20 protein-coding genes are annotated in these 22,249 nt (G+C 32.9%); 7 read left to right on the top strand and 13 right to left on the bottom strand.

The window, feature by feature from the left end:
- Positions 1-3 precede the first annotated feature (3 nt).
- From UABHE_RS07250 to UABHE_RS07240, 3 genes are all read left to right on the top strand, one after another.
- Entirely contained in the window at positions 4-1,947 is a 1,944-nt protein-coding gene (locus UABHE_RS07250; RefSeq protein WP_372369583.1) for an SUMF1/EgtB/PvdO family nonheme iron enzyme, read from the top strand.
- On the top strand, positions 1,947-3,080 hold the full coding sequence (gene hspQ, locus UABHE_RS07245) for a heat shock protein HspQ (RefSeq protein ID WP_372369582.1): 1,134 nt from the start codon (positions 1,947-1,949) through the stop codon (positions 3,078-3,080). Before UABHE_RS07250 ends, hspQ begins: the two co-directional genes overlap by 1 nt.
- Positions 3,081-3,634: 554 nt before the next feature.
- On the top strand, positions 3,635-5,488 hold the full coding sequence (locus UABHE_RS07240) for a serine/threonine protein kinase (protein WP_372369581.1): 1,854 nt from the start codon (positions 3,635-3,637) through the stop codon (positions 5,486-5,488).
- 771 nt (positions 5,489-6,259) lie between these two features.
- Here the strand turns inward: UABHE_RS07240 and UABHE_RS07235 are convergent.
- Positions 6,260-6,673 carry a hypothetical protein gene (locus tag UABHE_RS07235; RefSeq protein WP_372369580.1) on the bottom strand — a complete coding sequence of 138 codons (414 nt, stop codon included), beginning with the start codon at positions 6,671-6,673 and terminating at the stop codon, positions 6,260-6,262.
- Positions 6,674-7,051: 378 nt separating this feature from the next.
- Between UABHE_RS07235 and UABHE_RS07230 the strand changes: the two genes are divergently transcribed.
- The gene (locus tag UABHE_RS07230; RefSeq protein WP_372369579.1) at positions 7,052-7,780 is read left to right on the top strand and encodes a transposase; all 729 of its coding nucleotides are present in this window, start codon (positions 7,052-7,054) and stop codon (positions 7,778-7,780) included.
- A 616-nt stretch (positions 7,781-8,396) separates the two neighbouring features.
- Here the strand turns inward: UABHE_RS07230 and UABHE_RS07225 are convergent.
- The 4 genes from UABHE_RS07225 to UABHE_RS07210 form a co-directional block, all read right to left on the bottom strand.
- Positions 8,397-9,059 carry a hypothetical protein gene (locus UABHE_RS07225; protein WP_372369578.1) on the bottom strand — a complete coding sequence of 221 codons (663 nt, stop codon included), beginning with the start codon at positions 9,057-9,059 and terminating at the stop codon, positions 8,397-8,399.
- A gap of 101 nt (positions 9,060-9,160) precedes the next feature.
- Positions 9,161-9,409 (bottom strand): hypothetical protein, encoded by a 249-nt coding sequence (locus tag UABHE_RS07220; protein WP_372369577.1) that lies wholly within the window; start codon positions 9,407-9,409, stop codon positions 9,161-9,163.
- An 843-nt stretch (positions 9,410-10,252) separates the two neighbouring features.
- Positions 10,253-10,660 (bottom strand): hypothetical protein, encoded by a 408-nt coding sequence (locus UABHE_RS07215; protein ID WP_372369576.1) that lies wholly within the window; start codon positions 10,658-10,660, stop codon positions 10,253-10,255.
- A gap of 612 nt (positions 10,661-11,272) precedes the next feature.
- Positions 11,273-11,869 (bottom strand): hypothetical protein, encoded by a 597-nt coding sequence (locus tag UABHE_RS07210; RefSeq protein ID WP_372369575.1) that lies wholly within the window; start codon positions 11,867-11,869, stop codon positions 11,273-11,275.
- A 734-nt stretch (positions 11,870-12,603) separates the two neighbouring features.
- Between UABHE_RS07210 and UABHE_RS07205 the strand changes: the two genes are divergently transcribed.
- A complete protein-coding gene (locus UABHE_RS07205) occupies positions 12,604-13,332 on the top strand; it encodes a transposase (protein ID WP_372369574.1) in 729 nt (242 codons plus the stop codon).
- A gap of 251 nt (positions 13,333-13,583) precedes the next feature.
- Here the strand turns inward: UABHE_RS07205 and UABHE_RS07200 are convergent, their stop codons facing one another.
- From UABHE_RS07200 to UABHE_RS07185, 4 genes are all read right to left on the bottom strand, one after another.
- Positions 13,584-14,981, bottom strand: coding sequence for an IS4 family transposase (locus UABHE_RS07200; RefSeq protein ID WP_372367193.1), 1,398 nt, complete (start codon positions 14,979-14,981; stop codon positions 13,584-13,586).
- A gap of 213 nt (positions 14,982-15,194) precedes the next feature.
- Positions 15,195-16,181, bottom strand: coding sequence for a leucine-rich repeat domain-containing protein (locus tag UABHE_RS07195; RefSeq protein WP_372369573.1), 987 nt, complete (start codon positions 16,179-16,181; stop codon positions 15,195-15,197).
- An 82-nt stretch (positions 16,182-16,263) separates the two neighbouring features.
- The gene (locus UABHE_RS07190) at positions 16,264-16,650 is read right to left on the bottom strand and encodes a hypothetical protein (protein ID WP_372369572.1); all 387 of its coding nucleotides are present in this window, start codon (positions 16,648-16,650) and stop codon (positions 16,264-16,266) included.
- A 25-nt stretch (positions 16,651-16,675) separates the two neighbouring features.
- Positions 16,676-17,023: a hypothetical protein gene (locus UABHE_RS07185; protein ID WP_372369571.1), complete on the bottom strand. Its 348-nt coding sequence runs from the start codon at positions 17,021-17,023 to the stop codon at positions 16,676-16,678.
- Between the two features lie 324 nt (positions 17,024-17,347).
- Between UABHE_RS07185 and UABHE_RS07180 the strand changes: the two genes are divergently transcribed.
- A complete protein-coding gene (locus tag UABHE_RS07180) occupies positions 17,348-18,076 on the top strand; it encodes a transposase (protein ID WP_372369570.1) in 729 nt (242 codons plus the stop codon).
- Positions 18,077-18,265: 189 nt separating this feature from the next.
- On the opposite strand, the gene UABHE_RS07175 is transcribed toward UABHE_RS07180, so the two are convergent.
- The 3 genes from UABHE_RS07175 to UABHE_RS07165 form a co-directional block, all read right to left on the bottom strand.
- The gene (locus UABHE_RS07175) at positions 18,266-18,571 is read right to left on the bottom strand and encodes a hypothetical protein (protein WP_372369569.1); all 306 of its coding nucleotides are present in this window, start codon (positions 18,569-18,571) and stop codon (positions 18,266-18,268) included.
- Between the two features lie 2 nt (positions 18,572-18,573).
- A complete protein-coding gene (locus UABHE_RS07170; RefSeq protein WP_372369568.1) occupies positions 18,574-19,575 on the bottom strand; it encodes a tyrosine-type recombinase/integrase in 1,002 nt (333 codons plus the stop codon).
- A gap of 186 nt (positions 19,576-19,761) precedes the next feature.
- A complete protein-coding gene (locus tag UABHE_RS07165; RefSeq protein WP_372369567.1) occupies positions 19,762-20,058 on the bottom strand; it encodes a hypothetical protein in 297 nt (98 codons plus the stop codon).
- 17 nt (positions 20,059-20,075) lie between these two features.
- On the opposite strand from UABHE_RS07165, the gene UABHE_RS07160 reads away from it, so the two are divergent.
- Positions 20,076-20,594 carry a hypothetical protein gene (locus UABHE_RS07160; protein ID WP_372369566.1) on the top strand — a complete coding sequence of 173 codons (519 nt, stop codon included), beginning with the start codon at positions 20,076-20,078 and terminating at the stop codon, positions 20,592-20,594.
- Between the two features lie 1,082 nt (positions 20,595-21,676).
- On the opposite strand, the gene UABHE_RS07155 is transcribed toward UABHE_RS07160, so the two are convergent.
- Complete coding sequence (locus tag UABHE_RS07155; protein WP_372369565.1) at positions 21,677-22,222, bottom strand: hypothetical protein; 546 nt, start codon at positions 22,220-22,222, stop codon at positions 21,677-21,679.
- Positions 22,223-22,249 lie beyond the last annotated feature (27 nt).

Below are 22,249 nucleotides of genomic sequence, written 5' to 3'. Positions count from 1 at the left end.
GTTATGATAAAATCATTTTGGATCATATCTATTATTTTTCTTGGCCACTTACATGCGGAGAAATGGGCTTTGTGTATAGGAATTGATCATTATCCTCAAATTTCTAGTATGCCTAAACTTACTCATTGTGAGAATGATATTCACCACACAACAACAACACTTGAACTTTGTAATTTTCCCAAAGAAAAAATTCTTTCTCTTGTAAACCACAATGCTGATATTCAAAACGTTCATCGCGCGTTTCGCGATTTTTTATCGCAGGCTAAAAAAAGTGATTTAGTGTTTATCTATTTTACAGGACACAGTCTTCACCTCAACAGTGAAACCCACTGGCTACTCTACAACAGCTCAAAAGATGAAATACAGCGTTCTGCTCTTTCTTTGGAACAACTAACTTTTTTAATAAAGAAATATTTAAAAGCAAAAAATATATTTATTTGTAGTGATGCCCGCTACAGTAAAAGCTCTCTTGGAAAACCACAGCATCATTTCCAAAGCTACTTTAAAAACATCTCCAATAACATTTGCGCTGTTGAATCCTCAAGTTACTACAAACAAAGCCATGCACGACAAGGACGTAGTATCTTTAATTATTTTTTTGAAGTTGCAATTTTAGGAAAAAAATATTTACATCGTAAAGCTGATTACAATAATGATCAAAAAATCACTATTTCAGAATTGGCTAATTTTTTATCTTGGTCCTTGAGTTTTTGTGGATACTCACAACACCCAATTGTAAGAGGGCGAAATTCTTTTGTTATAAGTAATAGCCAAATAAATGTTGAGCCCAAATATACAATTGAACGCGGTTGGTATGAGGAAATTATGCCACATGGTATGGAAAAATCAAATAAGTATGGCTTTTATCGCTGGAAAATAGATGATAGCGCCATGGTTTATATACCACAAGGTAAGTCGGTAACGGGTACTATACAAAAAAATTTACGACTTTTACAAAAAGAATTACCGCTAATTAAAGAGGAATTACAGCTCTACTCTTCGTTATTTGCAGATGAAGAAAAACTAAAAGTAATTTTAAGTAACACTCTACAGGAAACTAATATTTCTATTCTAAAAGTGAACAAACGAATGACAGCTATTTCTCGACAAATAAAGGGACTTGAGAAAGAGCCTGAAATTGATGAACCTCAATTACCTCTAGGTGTCGCTATAGAACAACATATAAAAGAGCATATTTATTACAGAACTTCCCAATCTATTTTGAGAAAATGCTATCGCGATTTGCAGATTGCTCGCAAAAAACTCAAGGAACTACAACAAGAAATTGATTATCTCGATAAATTACAAAAGCTACGTAAACATATGTATGGAATTTTTGCAAAAGTTACTCACGAAACCAAAGGTTATTATATTGACATTCACGAAATTACAAATAAACAATATTTACGTTTCTGTAATGAGACTTCACGCCCTTATCCTCCTAACCCGTGGTGGCAAGAAAATTATCTTTTAGATTCATTAGATTATCCAGTGGTAAATGTTTCATGGAAAGATGCAATGGCTTACGCATTGTGGAGTAAAAGAAGTTTACCTTCTGATATTATGTGGGAGAAAGCTGCTCGAGGGAAAGAAGCTTATAACTTTCCATGGGGAAACAAGCAACCATATTTAGGCATAGTAAACGCTTCTGTCCCTCCAACACCTAACAATTTCAATAAGCAATATCCTTTATTAAAACCGCAAAAAACCAACTCATTTCCGAATGGTCGTTCACCTTACGGATGTTTTCATATGGCTGGTAATGTATGGGAATGGTGTGTAAATACTGCTTCACACCGTTTTTCTAAATCGGCAGATTATAGAATGACAAAAGGTGGTAGTTTTAATAGTAGTGAATTTATGATAACAACGTGGTTTCATCAACCAGTTCATGCTGATTTTCGCCGAAGTGATTTGGGATTTCGTTGTGTTACGGAGATAAAGTAATGCAAGAAATAAACATGTCTCAATTACCTTATTTAATTAAACTAATGGATGATGAGTCACCCACTATTCGGCGAACAATTATAGATAAAATTTTGCAACTTGGTAATGAAGTGCTCGATGAAATTACTAAACAGAAAATAGAAATATCTAAAAAAAATTACCGCAAGTTAGAAACATTATTCGCAAAAAAAATAACATCTCTTCCCAACATTCAAAAACAGTGGCTAAGTGTTCTGCGTACGGAAAAAGATATCGAGCGTTTAATCAAATTTTGTCAATTTATCATTTATCATCAAGAACAACAAAACGACTTACGAAAAGCACTTGCTAAGATATGTCGTCAATTTGATAATGCAGAAAAAGAAGTGAATGCAAAAACACTTGCCAAATATTTATTTACAAAACGTAAAATACAGTACGCTTCTTGCGACTTTGACAATCCTGAATTAGAAAATATCCATACCATCATAAACAATAAAGTGGGGAGTCCTATTGGTTTGTTAGCTCTATACATACTCGTTGCTCACTTATTGGGTTTCGAAGTTAAGGGTGGATACTTGAATGGAAATATTTTTGCTTGTACTGATAATGAGATCGTTGAGTTTTCTGATTTAGGAAATATAGTAACAATAGAGAATTTCTATGAAAAACATAAACTACAAAATGATCGTTTTCTCATTACTATTGACACAATCATTCTAAAAATATTGCAACAACTTTTTGTTACATACGAAAATAAAAAGCACTGGCAAAAACGGCGACAAATACTACATTTTATGAATGATTACGAACTTTACCTTGAACAATTAAATATTGTTCCCCAAAAAATAGTTCATTCGCAAGTATTATTTCATGTTGGACAAGTAATTACTCATAAAAAATACGGCTACCGAGGCGTGATTGTCGATTTAGATCTACAACCAAACAATACAAAGCCAGATATTTACCTTGGTTCACAGCCTTGGTATTCTATACTTGTTCACAACTCATACCAAAACACATATATCCCGCAAAATAACCTGATGTTAGATATTTCTCCAAAACCGGTAAATAATCCTTTAATGGATTATTTTTTCGATGAATTTAACAATGGAGTATATTCTCGTAATAGTCGTGTATGGAAAACAAATTAGAACTGTCATCAATTAGATGATAATTCTGTTCACCATAAACCCATAATTTGAAAAAACAGCTACATTCAACATGAACGATGTTGAATGTAGCTGTTTTTTCAACATTTCTTGCATATATTATAATTCTATTAATCAAAGATCTTGGCCTACCAACTAGTTTATAGTTTTGACATGTTGCTATCGCGCTCAACTATTTCTAGTTAATTGTTTTATTTATAGTATCAATTATGACTAATTGGAAAGGCATTATTGAGAGCCTATAAAACTTAATTCTCCAATAATCCGTTCGTTTGGTAGTAAAGCATCGCGTATGAATGGTTATTATTCCATGATATTGTCGAGATTGTTTTTGGCATGGATACGGAAGTTACATTACGAATAAAGCAAGAGATATTTGGACAACTGGGTACTTTTGAAAAATTTAATTGAAAATGTACTTTTGTAAAAAAATTATAATACTAGAATATTTACAATTTACACTGTAATGTTATAGATAGGATCATTTTAGAGTGTGATGTAGTAAATTGTATTATAGCTGTATTAAGGAATTCAGCGTGTATAAAAATCAGAATATTGCCTTCAATGAAATAGGCGTTCGCAATGGTATTTTGCAAGAACATTATTTAAAAGAGTATCTTATTGAATGTTCCCAGCATCATATATTGTATTCTCAATGGTTACTTTATAAAAAATACATTGATCAAAACCAATTCAATAAAATTAGCCAACATGCAAAGCAGTGTCGTAATTTACAAGTTAATGGCAACTCCTTAACCATGGCGACAGATACGCCCAATGTTGTGGCGCAAAACAACACTCAAGTGAGCCATAGCACCTTTCAATTACTTAAGTTCCCCAAAAACCCCGAATACATTGGTCGTTATAAAATTATTTCCGTGCTTGGGCAAGGAGGTATGGGCAAAGTATACAAAGTTTTTGATCCTAATATGCAAGTAGAAATAGCGCTAAAACTAAACGCAGTAGGCGAAGTGACATCTGAAATGGCCAAACGTTTTCAGCGTGAAGCGCAAACTATGGCCAAATTGAACCATCCTGGCATTGTCAAATCGTACGATATTGGTAACTACGAAGGGCGAATGTTTTTTACTATGGATTTAGTATGTGGAGTATCCTTAAAAGAACTACTACAAAAAAATCCACTTACTATAAAACAAAGTATGCAAATTGTGGTACAAATATGTGAGATTATGGATTATGCTCATAAGCAAGGCGTTATTCATCGCGATTTAAAGCCCGCAAATATAATGATTGATAACGGCAAACCAATTATAATGGATTTTGGTCTTGCAAAGGTAGAGGAAACAAGTGAACAGTTATCAAAAACTGGGGTTATGATGGGGACTTTACGTTATATGGCTCCCGAACAAGTAGAGGGGCTTCACTCTGCGACAACAGCGCAAAGTGATCAATATTCTATAGGTGCTATTCTTTATGAACTCCTGGCTAGGCAACCTATCTTTAGCGTAAAAAGTCATTTATCTTTACTTAACTATATACTCAACAAACAGCCCGTTCCATTGTGCGAAATCAATAGTAAAATACCTAAAGAGCTTGAAGAGGTATGTAAAAAAGCGCTCTCAAAGCAAAAGAATTATCGCTATCAAAGTTGCCGAACAATGGCAAATGACTTACAGAAGCTACAGAAGCTACAGAATAAACGTCCCAAAACTAGTAGTAACATTACTCGAAGGACAAGAGCGAAATCTCTGGAAAGAAAGAGAAAGAAAACTAACAACAGTGTTATGGTTGTTAACGCTATATTCGTGTTGTTTATGGGATTCTTGCTTGCGCTAACGATAGGAATCTATTCATCACAATCAAATGATAATATCGCAAAAACACCTGAATCTGAGCTCGTGGCTGAAAAATCGAAGCCTGTGGTTGAAAAATCGAAGCCTGTGGCTGAAAAACCGAAGCCTGTGGCTGAAAAACGAAAGCCGGCAGTGAAGATAAAATCAGTTAAGTCTCTAGATTGGGATCGCGCATTTGTAGGAGTTGAAATTGTAAATTGTGACCTTGTCGATAAAAAGACCGGTACCGTTATAAAAAAATCAATATCTTCGCAAAAAGATTACTTACCTATAAACAACTTTGAATATCATTTTTCAATGAATGTCAATACCCAAAAAAAGTATGACCCATGTATTTTAGGGCTCAGGCATTTGTCTGCACATCACAGTGGAAAAGATTATGCTCCTATAAACATTTACGTGAATGATTTATTAGCTGTTGAAGATTTTAATCCTGGTCCAGCAAGTTCGCACTGCGATGAATTTGACATTACAGCATACATGAAACAGGGTCCTAATACTATCTCAATTTGTCTATCCAAAAAAGGATATTGTGTTTATTGGCTTTATGAGATGGGGCTTTTTAGAGGAAACTAGTTTCGCTGCCACTGATTCATTGTTTGTACAGATATGTTCACAATAAATACCAGATTCGTAAAGTACAAGAAAAGCAAAAATCGCAGAATACAAAAATTTATTTAATGAATCGAGCCAAAACATAAAAACGTGTTTTGAACTAAGGAACAGCTTTGCAATATGCAAGAGAATGTGACAATAAAGAAATTGTTGAAGTACTTATTGATCACGATGACTTATTACGAAAGAAATAGAACCTACAATTCATAGTTATCGGTAGTAAAGGAAAATTAAACGAGATTATATGATATTTTTACTAACTATAAGCTATGTATATTCCCAAGAATTAAAAGTACATTTCACACAGATAGTCATATTCAAATGGGGCAAGACGCTATATTTTCTATTGATATAAAAAATAATACTAAACGTATTATAAATAACATTGTGGAAATAATCCCTTAAGTTATTTTTTCAGTCTGGCGCTCGTTTTATAACAGTCTGACGCTCATTTTGCACTCATTTTCCCTGCATTCGTTTGGTACTGGTTGCATTCGCTATGTGGGAAATAATTTCTTAAGTTATTTTTTCAGTCCGGCGTTCGTTTTATCTAACAGTCTGGCGCTCATTTTCTTCATATGTTATTTTAGAATTACACTGGCACTCGTTTTCTCTAACAGTCTGACGCTCATTTTCTTCATAGTGTTATTTTAGAATTACAACAATTATTTATTCCTCATTATTTTGTTAAAAATATAATTTGCGACAGAACTTATATTTTCTTTTAGATTTCTATCCAAGTAACTTTCGAGCAGCTTTTATCGTCCACTTATTTAGCTCATCTAGATTAATAAAACTAGGATCTAGTACTTTTTCTTTATTTTTGATAAGCCACTTAACTTCTTCTTCTAAACTTTCAAAAACATAATGATCCTCTTTTCCCTCCAAAAACCCTCTAATATGACTTAGAGAGAATCCACGTAAATGTGCTCTTGGCCGGCGTCTTATCTTTGATTTTACTTGAATATACTCACAATCACCTCTATCATGAAAAACTTCAAGGGATAACTCTTCGTTTGTAAACAGAGCATACCATTCACCCATACTTCCGGTACTGCAAGAGTCTAAATTAAATTTATAATCTGCAATAAGTTCTTTCAGTAAATTATTTAACACTTCGATAATTTGATTTCTTTTTTTATTCACGCATAATTCCCAAGATGGATGATCATTCTATATTTTATCATTCCCATAGTATGTATATCTCCTCTTTCTCCTGTTGATAATATCATAATGTAAGGAAATTTTGATGCTTGTATTTGGAAAGATACCGGAAAAGCCAGAGGGGGTAACTCTATTTCTGGTTCAGGATCGAAAAAATCATCTGTAAATTAACGTTTTACTTGTAAGTTTCTTGATTGATAAGTCGTATTGTAATCACTATTATTGAGTCTGGTCCCAAATTTTACCAAACAATTATCTTTTCCGAACGCTTTCTAATATCTAAAGTCTACTCTGACTAAAGTTGTCGAGCAAGGTGATATAATAATAATTAATTTTTGATAACTAAGAATAGGAGAAAAGATGCGTGCTCCAAGATTAATTTATGTTGGTGGAGTCTACCATGTTGTGGCACGATGTAATAATCGCCAGTATTTTTTCAACGACAATGAAGACTTTGATCTCTACCTCGCAATGTTAAACAAAGCGCGAGATAAGTACGATGTAAATATTCATGGATTCTGTATGACAAGTAATCATATTCATTTGATTTTAGGTACACCACGAAACAAGAATTTATCTCTATTTATGCAGTATAGCCAAGGTCATTTTGCAAAAGCATACAATAAAAAACATGGAAAAACAGGGCATTTTTGGACAGGAAGATATTATTCAACTATTATAGAATCAGAAGAATATTACATGAACTGCCTGTTTTACGTTGAGTTAAATATGACCAGAAACGGTGTAACTAAACATCCTAAAGAATGGAAATACTCTAGTTATAGACAGCATGCATACGGAAAAGGTATTTTAAAAGTAGATTATCATGAACAATATTTACATCTAGGTTCTACACCTAAACAAAGGCAAAAGAAATACCGTCAAATAATGCAATCAGCTATGGAAGAAAAAGGCTTACTGAAAAAACAACAGCCACTCACTTATGGCATTATATACGGCTCAAAGCAATTCGTACAAAATATTATTCAAGAACATGCCAATCATAAATACTATGAAAAACGAAAAAATTACAAGACGCAAGAAAACGAAATATATACTCTAAGAAAAACAAATATCGATACTAGTTAGTAAGTTATTCTAATCCCAGAGCAAAATGATTGTGAACATCGACAATGCTCAAAGTCTGTCAATAACTCCTTAATGTTACATCTTCTGCACACAATTTCCTCATAATTGAATTTTTATTCAACTACTATTTTCGCTATTATTCTCTTTTTCTTAAATTCCATTGATTATTCATCCACAAAATCTTTATTTGTATATATAATTTTGTCTCCGTAAAAAAGGTCTGACACCCTTATATTCTGACACCCTTATATTAGGTACTTTGCACTAACTATTCTATTGTGATTCAGTTTCATGTCAAAAAAAACTAATGCCTCATTAGCTACCGCTGACACGAATGTCACACGAATGTCATTCGAATGTCATTTAAGCTTGCCTCCGTGAAAAAGGTCTGCACCCTTATTAAACTTTATAAGTTTGTCTCCATGAAAAAGGTCTGACACTCTATCAATATTCATTGTGCGCTTTTAGTTTTGGGGTGAGTCTGGCATGAAGATTATATGCCACGAAAAAAGTCTGACACCCTTATTTTCTAGCTGGCAACGGTTAGAAGGCGTGTCGCGTCGACTTCATATTTATTCTACTCTCTCAAAGTATGCGATATCGCATACTTTTATTTTTATACAGAAGACCTTTTGAATAAATTCATCCAATTTTTAAGTTGCATTTTAACAGTTGTATTCTTAGATCTTTCACTAATTAATTTAGCTATCTTTATGCATTGATTTAGTAAAGGTTCATATTTACTAATATTGCAGCTATGAAAAGATAAATCAATTGACTCCCTAACTAGACACATCTTAAAGTTATAATAAATCCCATCTTCTCCAACTTTATTATTAGGTTCAAAAGACAGATTTGTTTTTAAGAAAGTTGAACTTATATCCTCAACTTTTTTAGAATCAACTACATATTGTTGAAAGATAAAATCATCTTTAGTAAGCTTTATTAAGCAGTATTTCTCTGGATTTTCGAGAATATTATCAATATTATTTAAGTCTATTTTAAGATCGGATTTTTTTATAAGTTCCATAAGATCTAAATTTTTATTGCGTTCAAACAATGATTTTTTCTCCATCAGAATAGCCAATACACAATATTTATCACTTTCATACACCACAAAACAAAACGCATTTGAGAAACTAGGAGATACTTCTATTCCCCATATACGATAAAAATATACTTCTATGTTTTTATTTTTGTTTTTAATAACTCTTTTCGCACATGAGAAAGGATAACTTTCATTAGAATAATTAGTTAGTAAATCAAATCCTATTTTCATATTGTATACTTTCGTTGTTTAAGTTTTATGTTGGTTGTCTCTTGGAAAATGTTACTGTTACATTTTCATTCACAAACAGTAACATTTATAGTATTTATTTTTTATTTGTTAATAATTTTTGCAGCTTCATTCATCTTCTTAAGGTCAACATCTTTTAGTCCAAGAAATACCGTATACTGAAGAATCTCTTGGAAAGAATATTCTTTCAAAGTAGGCACACAGTCTTCTAATCTTCTAGCATATATATTTAGTGTTTGTGGTTTACCGGTCAACAATATATGATCAATATAGGTATTTATATCAGCTGAACTCGGTGAAAAATTTCCATTTGGATGAGTATGTGCGTCCATGAAAAAGGTCTGACACCCTTATTTTAATCCACAAAATCTTTATTTGTATATAATTAAACTTTATAAGTTTGTCTCCATGAAAAAGGTCTGACACCCTTATTTTGAATAAAAATTCAATTACTATTTTCTCTGTTATTCTCTTTTTCCTGTATCTTGTAAATTATCAAACCGATAAAACTTTCATTTTGTGTATTAAGTTTGCCTCAGCGAAAAAGGTCTGACCCCCTTATTTAAACTATTTTCGCTACTATTCTCTTTTTCTTAAATTCCATTGATTATCCAATCAACAAAGTCTTTATTTGTATATATAAGCTTGCCTCCGTGAAAAAGGTCTGACACCCTTATTTTAAACTATGCTTCGCGTGGAGCCTCGAAGAATCAAACGCCGCATGAAGAGATTTACCCTTCTCACGCAGAATCGAAATTACTATAGAAAGCTCATTTGTCAAGGGATTCACGCCGACGGACGTTAACTTAACTTAATGGCATTCAGGTCTGACACCCTTATAAAAAAACGATTTACCAAATCTCGGTTAACTGAATGCCATTCAGTTAAGAGAAAAGATAATTCTATAATGTATTGATTTACTTATACTTACATTATTTTCTTGTTTCGGATTTAATGTATATTTAGAGCGAAGTATAAATTTAAAATATACATGAGAACTTTCATAAGAGTAAGAAATTCCTCTGCTGTATCAGTGTACTGAATTTAGGGTCAAGTGGAAAACGACAATAAAGATGTTCGCTGATCAACATAAGATTTTTATATTAAACGACTTATCGTTAACTGAATGACATTCATGCCAGACTCGTAATAACCACAATCCCAACTTAAACATTCTATTTTTTTTTGTTAATTTTAATCGTACCTAGCTGGGCATTAACAGCAAATTCAATATCATCTACACTTAACTTTTTGTCAGCTCCTAAACTTTTCATTGTATATCGATTATCGTCAATTTTATTATAAATTAACTTATTTTCCCAACAATCGAATCGCTTGAATCGAAGATATTTTTCAAGATATTCATGAGGAATTTCATCTAAACCATTTGGGAGCGTTTTAGTTGTTTCAAACAATATATTAATAATTTTACAATTTTCTTGTATTCTAATTTTTGTATTTGCAAAGTAGTCGACAGTTGTCACAAGTGAACTTAGTAACAAATGTGAACTGAGAGTTAAAAACAGAAATACAATAAAAACGACTATTAGTAAATGAGTAAGAGAAAATTTGTTTTTTGACATTTTTGCCCCTAATAAAACCGTATATATTTGTAACAACCAACTTAACAAAATACTAGGATACGTAAATTTATGTGCAATAGTCAGAATGCGATCTGACATCCGCTGTACGACGAAATAATACTAGTCTGACAAGTTACAATAACACCCTTATTTTAAATTCCATTGATTATCCAATCAACAAAGTCTTTATTTGTATATATAAGTTTGCCTCCGTGAAAAAGGTCTGACACCCTTAGTTTAAAAAAGGTCTGTCCCCCTTTTTTTTATATAAGTTTGTCTCCGTAAAAAAGGTCTGACACGAATGCCATAATGCCATTATTCATCCACAAAATCTTTATTTGTATATATAAGTTTGTCTCCGTAAAAAAGGTCTGACACCCTTATAGTAAATTTAGCATTCTATAAATAAAAAAGCGTGCAAATTAAATTGCACACTTTTTTATTAGTTTGAAAATTTAATACTAATATATATTTTTTTCAGAAATAACGTCACTAAATCCAACGCATTATTTATCATAAACAACTACGAAGAAAAACCTTAGTGTCATCAGTTACTGAGTCTGGTACTAGAATTTCACAGGTGTGTCCTCGGTTTTTTATGCTCCCCTATTCTTAAAATGTGTTTATCCATTCAGAAATCCTATTTTTCACTAACGGAGAACTTGAATTTTGACACACATGCTTTATTGTATTGGCGCATGTAGCCAATAACTTTTTATACTTTGTTAAAGCAGCACTGTGAAACGATAAATTTAGTTCTTCTTGATTTAAACGCACTTTAAACAAATAGCTTGTTCCATCCATTGCAAGATAATTTTTTTTAGAAAAAGATAAGTTAATTTTAGTAAGAGCTTTACCTATATCACTTATATATGATGAAGAAACAACTACTTGTTCGAAAATAAAATCTGACTTATCACGTATTCTTGAATACTTATCTGGATTATCTAAAAAATCTTTTATATCAATATCCTGTGAATATTCACTTAGTGATTTTTTTTCTATTAACATTGAAATTACAGAATATTCATTACTTTCGTATACAGCAAAACAAAAATGATTTGAAAAACTAGGAAAAACTTCCAAACCCCATACTCTATTAATTGCAACTTCTATGTCTAGGCTTTGATTCTTAATAGTTTGCCTTGTACATATAAATTTATAATGATTTTCAAAATAATTATTTAGTGTTTCTAAACTTATGTTCATTTTAATTCCTATTTACTTAAAACATTTATAGATAAAGATATCTCTAAATTGCAAATACTGGATAACTTATAAATTTTTCATTTCAGAGGATTTTTATTTTTGTTGTTAATACTCTAGACCATCTCTTTCCTATGCGCCTAATAACCATCAACTTAAGATACATCTAACGTTTTCAGGAGGAACAGCACCAAAGTAAAGCTATCGCTTTTGAAAAGACGACGTTGTGAAATAGTAAAATATAACGATCTTGATATTTATCTAATCGAAAACTAGGACAAAAGCGTTAATATTGGTTAGAATTATTAAGTTATTTTCCAAATTCAGCATTTTTAAGGAGTGAAAACCTACTTTGGTTATCTGGCCCTTATAAATACTGAATTTTCTTTAAATTGATGGTATTGCTCTATGTACCACTTTATTGCTATCTACTGTTCCTTTGAAAACAAATTAAAATATAGCGAGGTTTTAGATATTAGCTACGCAAAATTGTGTCAGAGCAAAAAAACTAATGCTTTATTGGCCACCGCTGGCATGAATGTCATTCAGTTGTGTCAGAGCTAATTGATTCGACAAAGACCTCAAAAGCATAAATCTAAATATATGCTTTTGAGGTCTTTCAATCATCTTTTCCGAATGTTTTCTAACGTTTAAAATCTACGCTACGCTATCTAAAGTTGTCGAGCAATGCAATATAATAAGAATTAATTTTCGATAACTTAAGAATAGGAGAAAAAATGCGTGCTCCAAGATTAATTTATGTTGGCGGAGTCTACCATGTTGTGGCACGATGTAATAATCGCCAGTATTTTTTTAACGACAATGAAGACTTTGATCTTTACCTCACAATACTAGACAAAGCGCGAGATAAGTACGATGTAAGTATTCATGGATTCTGTATTACAAGTAACCATATTCATTTGATTCTAGGTACACCGCGAAACAAAAACTTATCTCTCTTTATGCAGTATAGCCAAGGCCATTTTGCAAAAGCATACAATAAGAAACATCGAAAAACAGGGCATTTTTGGACAGGAAGATACCATTCAACTATCATAGAATCAGAAGAATACTACATGAACTGTCTGTTTTACGTTGAATTAAATATGACAAGAAACGGCGTAACTAAACATCCTAAAGATTGGAAATACTCTAGTTATAGACAACATGCATATGGAAAAGGTATTTTAAAAATAGATTACCATGAGCAATATTTACAGCTAGGTTCTTCACCTAAACAAAGACAAAAAAAATACCGTCAAATAATGCAATCAGCTATGGAAGAAAAAGGCTTACTGAAAAAACAACAGCCACTCACTTATGGCATCATATACGGCTCAAAACAATTTGTACAAAATATTATTCAAGAACATGCCAATCATAAATACTATGAAAAACGAAAAAATTACAAGACGGAAGAAAAGGAAATATATACTCTCAGAAAAATGAATATCGATACTAGTTAGCAAGCTGTTCTACTGTAATCCCAGAGCAAAATGATTGCGAACATCGACAATGCTCAAAGTCTGTGAATAACTCCTTAATGTTACATCTTCTGCACACAATTTCCTCATAATTGAATTTTTATTCAACTACTATTTTCGCTACTATTCTCTTTTTCTTAAATTCCATTGATTATCCAATCAACAAAGTCTTTATTTGTATATATAAGCTTGCCTCCGTGAAAAAGGTCTGACACTAATGCCATTCAGTTAAGCTAAGGTTTTTCAGTACTAATCCCTTGAATAATAAGGACTTTGTACTCGTTACGATGCTTAGTAAGTAAAGTAAATCTCTTCATTCGTTGTTTAATCCGACGAGGTTCTACACGCATAGTAGTACGGACAGGTAAAAGCTTTTTTGAAATATCCAAAATAAGTGCTTTAAACAAAAAGTTTTGCGCCGCGATAGAACTAGATCTCATCTGCTCAAGGAAAGAAAGAATTGAGTATTGAGAATGCCTAAAACTAACTAAATAAAGAATATGGTTGTGTGCAACAGCAGTATGAAAAACAACAAGACGGATAAGGTTGTAGGCTAAAACATAGGCATAGATTTCTTTATACAATATATCAGGCGTTTTGCCTTTTAGTTTTTCCATGCACATATTAGTTTTCAAAGTACGTAGATAAAGCTCTGCATTCCATCGAAGAAAGTACAACTGCGCAATATCTCCAAAAGTATATGCGTCAAAATCAAGTAGAGAAGTGACTATGATAAACTCTTTGGAACGAAAGCCAGGAGTATTAACTTTGTACTGAACAAGGCGAACTTCCATTGATTCAGGAATTAAATATGGCATTTCAACCCAATCAGGTAGTCTCTTAGGGCGATGCCATTTTTTTATTTCTTGTTTTTCAACAATATAAGTAGTATTTGCTAAGCGAGTATTGGCTTTACCTCTAACACGAAAAACAAAATCATGCTTATAAAGATATTGAAGGTAGGCAGAATCACAATAAGAACAACATCCTCTGTCACCTAAAACAACTGTTCCTTGTTCAAGGTTTTCATATAAACGGCGAAATAAAACTCTTTCATGAATAGAATAATTGGCAAAACGAATTTTAATTACCATTCCTGTTGCTAAGCAAAAAGCCACTGCTATTCTGATAATTGGGAAGCCACAACCTTCTTTTTGGCTTTTGATTTGAGGATACATTTCTTGATTCTTAATTGTATCTGGTGCATTGATACAACTGCCATCAACTATCGCTACTCGCCGTCCTCTCCATAATCTTTCTTTTGGTAGTTCTTCCCTCGTTTCTGCGACAACTTTACTCACTAATTTCGATATCAAATTTTTAGGTAGCCTTTGCCTTGCTTGACAGTAAGCGCTTGCGCATATTGAACTCATTTTCTTATTTTGTTTCGTAAAAAATGCCCTCACTCTTCCCGCCGTTTCTTCACAACTATTGTTATCTGATAATATTTGCGATAGAAATGCCCACAATGTTATTGCTGGTGTAAATACTCTACTTCGATACTTGATTTTCTCTTCTTTTATCACTTCTTCTATTAAATTTTTTCTTAGTAGTTTTATGAATGGTAAGCCTTGTTCTTCTGCAAATTTTTTTTCTATTTTTTCAAAGGCGTTTCTTCTGTATAATTTCATCTCTTTCTTCCTTCTTGGTTTTTGTTTTTTCTGATTTAACCATTTTAGGAAGAAAGATTTCTTTTTTCAATTACCTTTGTATACCTAATTTTTACTCGCTCATAAGCTTAACTGAATGACATTCAGGTCTGACACCCTTATTTAAAAAAAGTTTGTCTCCGCAAAAAAGGTCTGGCACCCTTATTATGAACTGGACGCTCTCTGGCACCAAAATTAATGTATATCTAGGGAAAACTCGTCTCTTTTTAGCCAACCTGGTATTTTTTTAATTTGGTTACTGCCTAGATGTAGAATATTGAGAGGAGCAAGTTGTTCAATTTCTTTTGGTATTTTACTTATATTGTTAACGCATAGATATAGCTCTTCAAGAGAAGAGAGTTGCCCAATTTCTTTTGGTATTTCGCTAATTTGATTGTTGTTTAGATGTAGACTTTCAAGAGAAGAAAGTCGTCCAATTTCTTTTGGTATTTCGTCAATTTGATTTTTGCCTAGATGTAGATTTTTGAGAGAAGAAAGTTGTCCGATTTCTTTTGGTATTTCACTTATCTTATTACTCTGTAGATCTAAGGTATTGAGAGAAGAAAGTTGTCCAATTTTATTTGGTATTTCGCTAATCTTATTACTCTGTAGATATAAGTTCCTAAGAGAATAGAGTTGTTCGATTTCTTTTGGTATTTTGTTGATCCAATTGTTGTTTAGATGTAGATTTTTGAGAGAAGAAAGTTGTCCGATTTCTTTTGGTATTTCACTTATCTTATTACTCTGTAGATCTAAGGTATTGAGAGAAGAAAGTTGCCCAATTTTTTTTGATATTTTACTTATATTATTATTCTGAGCATTTAGTATTTCAAGAGAAGAAAGTTGTCCAATTTCTTCTGGTATTTCGCTAATATTGTTACCATATAAATATAAATTTTTAAGAGAAGAAAGTCGTCCGATTTCTTTTGGTATTTCACTTATATTGTTGCTACGTAGATTTAGCCATACAAGAGAAGATATTTGAAAAACCATATTAGGAATTTTCGTTAATTCTCTGTTACTCAGATTAATACGCGTTTCTCCACCACGAAACGAACAGTTATCAAACGTAGTTCCTACAAAATGATTAAGATTAAGTTCACCTTCAAGATAAAAAGTGCAGCCCTTATACTGTGTGTACGGCTCTACTTCTTTTAGTGTTTTTCCTTTTGTAATCTTCATACCTTTCTCCTGATTGACATACTTTAATTCCATGAAAAAAGTCTGACACCCTTATTTTAATCTTTATCTTAATTATCTTTATTTACTGCCAATTGTAGCTATGAAACTCTAAATCAAAAATAACTATAATATCTTTATTGTTTTCTTCTCCTCCTTTTTTGTTATTCAAACCTAAACTTTGCATTAATATTTTTTTTTTGTCTATTATTTTGTAAGTTATTTTGTTTCCCCACTCATCTTGTATATTTACAGATAATTCATCTAAAGAGGTTGGTAATCGATTATACTTTCTAAAATACATAAATACTTGGTGACAATTTTTTGAAATAGTTGCCCTTGTTCTTATTTTTGCTGAATCAATATAAATTAAGGACATCACAGAAGGTGGTAAAAATATTGCAATAGTTGTAGAGACAATAGAAACAACGATGCTAATTTGCATCAGTGTGAAACTTCTTGTATTTGTCATTTCTGCTCCTAATGAAAATACTGTTCTAATTATTTCTGTATGAAAAATGATCTTTCTTTTCAGTTGCACTAGCAGGAAAAATTCTTGGGCGAAGTTCTATTTCACGAGGTATAATGTTCACATCTTCCCTATTTAATTGAGGTAATTTATCAATTGCACCCGCAGTGTTTCTACCGAAAATCCCATACCAAATAGCGAAACCAAAGCTAATACCAACTAAGCGTTTTTTAATAACCGAAGTTGCTGTTGCCTTGGAAAAAACATATATAGATATTCCTAATGTGCCAACAAACGATATTAAATTTGATGTGGTAGGCCAATCAGAAACCTTTTCGCAAAATGCATCGACATTGCTCTCCTGAAGAAATTGCATTCTACGTTCTATAATTTTATTGATTTTATCAATTTCTTCCTTGTTAATCCTTATCCTTCCTAGTGCTAGAGCAAAATTGTGTCAGAGCAAAAAAACTAATGCTTTATTGGCTACCGCTGGCATGAATGTCATTCAGTTGTGTCAGAGCTAATTGATTCGACAAAGATCTCAAAAGCATAAATCTAAATATATGCTTTTGAGGTCTTTCAATCATCTTTTCCGAATGTTTTCTAACGTTTAAAATCTACGCTACGCTATCTAAAGTTGTCGAGCAATGCAATATAATAAGAATTAATTTTCGATAACTTAAGAATAGGAGAAAAAATGCGTGCTCCAAGATTAATTTATGTTGGCGGAGTCTACCATGTTGTGGCACGATGTAATAATCGCCAGTATTTTTTTAACGAGAATGAAGACTTTGATCTTTACCTCACAATACTAGACAAAGCGCGAGATAAGTACGATGTAAGTATTCATGGATTCTGTATTACAAGTAACCATATTCATTTGATTCTAGGTACACCGCGAAACAAAAACTTATCTCTCTTTATGCAGTATAGCCAAGGTCATTTTGCAAAAGCATACAATAAGAAACATCGAAAAACAGGGCATTTTTGGACAGGAAGATACCATTCAACTATCATAGAATCAGAAGAATACTACATGAACTGTCTGTTTTACGTTGAATTAAATATGACAAGAAACGGCGTAACTAAACATCCTAAAGATTGGAAATACTCTAGTTATAGACAACATGCATATGGAAAAGGTATTTTAAAAATAGATTACCATGAGCAATATTTACAGCTAGGTTCTTCACCTAAACAAAGACAAAAAAAATACCGCCAAATAATGCAATCAGCTATGGAAGAAAAAGGCTTACTGAAAAAACAACAGCCACTCACTTATGGCATCATATACGGCTCAAAACAATTTGTACAAAATATTATTCAAGAACATGCCAATCATAAATACTATGAAAAACGAAAAAATTACAAGACGGAAGAAAAGGAAATATATACTCTCAGAAAAATGAATATCGATACTAGTTAGCAAGCTGTTCTACTGTAATCCCAGAGCAAAATGATTGCGAACATCGACAATGCTCAAAGTCTGTGAATAACTCCTTAATGTTACATCTTCTGCACACAATTTCCTCATAATTGAATTTTTATTCAACTACTATTTTCGCTACTATTCTCTTTTTCTTAAATTCCATTGATTATCCAATCAACAAAGTCTTTATTTGTATATATAAGCTTGCCTCCGTGAAAAAGGTCTGACACCCTTATTTAAAATGAAAAAGGTCTGCACCCTTATTAATTGGTAGATATCCATTGTAAAATGGTTGATTTCTTTGGGAGTGAAGATCGAGCGATTGTTGCACCATAGAACAAAAAGGCGTAAATGGATGCGGTAAGCATCTATGGTTTGCTGCGAGTAGTTTATTTGTTTTAAGTAGCGGAAAAACTTGTTACCTAGCGCTAAAAAATCGTCTTGGGTTTGTGGTGGTGTTTTCCAGAAAAGATTAACGTCGTTTCTTGCCATTGTTATTGCTCCTCGTCAGGTTGCCAGTGGATTTCTGCGGGATGGGTTAGGGCGTGAACTTGTGCTAGTTTGGCGATGGTTACATGGGTGTAAATTTCAGTAGTACCAATGTCGGCGTGGCCTAGTATTTCTTTAATGTAGGTGATATCAGCGCCGTTTTCTAGCATTAGCGTTGCCATGGTGTGACGAAATAAATGTGCGCAACCAGATTTATGGACGTTGGCGGCTTTGATGTATTGTTTTATTAGTCCGGTGAAGGCTTGCGTTGAGGAGTAGGGTTTACCGTACTTTGTGAGAAAAAGTGTGTTTTGTTTTTTGCTTTGCAGTAATGGTGGACGAACCTGGATCAGGTATTTTTCGATCCACAGTAGAGCGCGATCTCCTAGGGGAACGATGCGATCCTTTTGTCCTTTACCTTGACGAATAAGGATGGTTCCGCGTTGTTTATCTAAGTCTTCGAGAGCAAGATTGATTAGTTCTGACGCTCTCATTCCTGTGGAATAAAGTGTTTCGAGAATTGCTCTGTCTCTTAGTCCTAGGGGTTTTTCGATGTTGGGTTGGTTGATAATGGCTTCAGCGTCTTGCTGGCTTAGGATGTTGCGCGGTAGATATGTTGTGCGTTTAGGGAGTTCTAAAGCAGCTGTTGGATTGTAGATGATTTCGCGGTTCTTGATTAGCCAACAAAAAAAGAGGTTAACAGCTAAAAGATATAGTCTTTGAGTATTAATACTTAGTGTTTTACCAGTTCTTTTTACTTTTTGATGAGAGACATAAAGTTGATAGCTGGCAATCACTTGTTTTGATATGTCGTCCATTTCAATAATCGAACGCTGCGAACACCACATCGCAAAACGAGAAAGATAGTAGTGTCTGGAATTATAAGTTTGCTGCGAATAACCTTTGATAGTCAGCGACTTGAGATACTTGCGAATTAAAGTGGTTACAGCTCTTTTCTTTTTAGAGGCTGTTTTCCAGAAATTTATTATGGTATGAGATTTTGTCATTTTATCCTCGATGAGTTGATGAATTGATGAACAAAAAAAAGGAGGAACCAGTGTGCAAAATCGAGCAAAAGTAAAAAATCGCCATGTAGCCTTCGTAGTTATTGGCGTAGAACAGATCACACCCTAGGCTCAACCCATGCACAACCTATGCTCACCCTTGGCTTTTTAATGCACACCCTTGCAAATTTAATGCACACCCTTTGGTTTTCGATGCTCACCCTGTTGATTTTTAAGGCTTTGCGGATCGATTAGTCCAAGGATGAAGTTTTTGTTATTTTCACCTTGTCCGGTGTAGAGTAATTCGTAGCTTTGCCTTGTACCACGGTTTCCAGAGACAAGTAGTATGTACTCCATTTCCACTAGTCGGTTGAGGTGAGTGCGTACCTGGAAGTCGCTCCAGTTACTATATTCACGAGCATTTCTTCTTGTGAAATGGTATTCGCAAAAATCTACCTGTTGCTTTTCGCATTGCTCTGTCACCATTTGTAAATAAACAACAATTGAAAAATGCCAAAACAGCTGCTTGGATCAGCGATGGTGGGACCGGGTTTTGGGGAACGTATCAAAAAAATTTTTCTTCTATCCTTGGCATTCTCGATTTCTATCACGCTGCACAATATCTGTGGAAGTTTGCTAAAATATGGCTTGATGGACGTACCGCTTCGGCAAAACAATGGTTTCCTTCTGCTCGCAGTCTTCTACGATCAGGTGATGTCGCTGCTATTTCTTATTCTATTGATCCCGAAAAAATACTACAATCCGACACTGAATCTGAGCTTCGTAAATCTTACAATAATCTTTCTTCTTACCTTCTTCAGCACATTGAACATGTCGATTATCATCATTTTAAATCTCTTGGCTTACCTATTGGCAGTGGCATGGTCGAATCTTCTTGTAAATGGCTAATTCAACATCGTTTCAAAGGCTCTGGTATGCGTTGGTCTTTTTCTGGTTTCGATCATTTGCTTTCCCTTCGTTTAGCTTGGGTTAATCAACGTTTTGATCAACTTTTTTCATAGTCATACCTGTTCTTTTTCCTCTCTTTTTTCCCAGCATAACAATTCTCTTATCTCTTTAATTTTCAATATTCGTTTTCTGTCAAAGCAACTTTCTCAAAATCAATTTCTTCATTTTCTTATTTTAACGTATTTATATCGTTTTAGAACCGTACTTAAAGAGTCCCCCCTCTTTTGTTACATGCGCCCGTTAGTAAGCTGTTCTACTGTAATCCCAGAGCAAAATGATTGCGAACATCGACAATGCTCAAAGTCTGTCAATAACTCCTTAATGTCACATCTTCTGCACACAATTTCCTCATAATTGAATTTTTATTCAACTACTATTTTCGCTACTATTCTCTTTTTCTTAAATTCCATTGATTATTCATCCACAAAATCTTTATTTGTATGTATAAGTTTGTCTCCGTAAAAAAGGTCTGACACCCTTATTATATTTGAAGTCTTTATTTGTATATATAAGTTTGCCTCCGTGAAAAAGGTCTGACACCCTTATTTACATTACTATTTTCTCTGTTATTCTATCAAACCAACAAAACCTTCATTTCTTTGTATAAGTTTGTCTCTGCGATAAGGTCTGTCCCCCTTTTTAATTTAGAAAAGCGCACATTTGTTTGTGCGCTTTTAGTTTTGGGGTAAGTCTGACATGAAGATTATACAAAACCTTCATTTTTTTTGTATAAAATGTTGGATTTAACCCATAAGTTTATCTCTGCGATAAAGGTCTGTCCCGCTTTAAAATTTAAAGACACTCTATCATCAATATTCATTCATTGAGTCTGCCATCAATATTCAATAACCGTAGACACAAGCGTACAGGGTATTTTGTCTCCGTGAAAAAGGTCTGACACCGATATTAAATGTTGGATTTAACCCATAAGTTTATCTCTGCGATAAAGGTCTGTCCCGCTTTTAAATTTAAAGACACTCTATCATCAATATTAAATTTAAAGACACTCTATCATCAATATTCATTCATTGAGTCTGCCATCAATATTCATATCTCCAAAATTTGACAAGGAAATTCATCGAGTTCACATTCTAAATCTAAAGATGTCAGAGGAACTTTATGTATATTTTTTCAATTACTTACTTAATACACTCCAATCTTTTTTTACTTTTCCACTAAATTTAAAGTTTTTTCCTTGCTTTATATAGGCAGCATCAATATTTGGTATTTGTTTAATACCTGAATTTTTTAGTTTGCCTGACAATTTAGTGTTTGTTTGATTTACATGCATAATAAAATCACCTGTAACACCATATTCTGCTGGCCAAACATACACAATAAAAAAGTTTTCTTGATTTGTAATATCTTTTGGTAAATAGAGAGTATAATAATATCCATGTGCTTTTAAAATATTTGGTTTTATAAGTTGTAAATCTTTTGGTAACATTTTTTTGCTTTTTAGTAAAGAGAAAGAAGGGTATTCTCCTAAATTGTTTTTATTCTGATCTAAATAGCATTTTTCCTGGAACAATTTCATATTAAAACGTAAAGTAGTAACTACTTTATAAGTATTTGTTCTATTTATCGTTAAAAAAGCTACTTTAACCCTTTTCTGAATCAAAAATATTACAAGAAGTAATATAAAAAAAACAATGTAAAGGAAAATTTTTTTGAATTTCATTTAATAAATTCCTTATTGTTTCAGTAT

This window comes from Candidatus Uabimicrobium helgolandensis (assembly GCF_041508025.1).
Taxonomy (GTDB): domain Bacteria; phylum Planctomycetota; class Uabimicrobiia; order Uabimicrobiales; family Uabimicrobiaceae; genus Uabimicrobium; species Uabimicrobium helgolandensis.
Note: the sequence above shows the minus strand (reverse complement) of the source record. Positions and strands in the feature narration are given on the sequence as shown.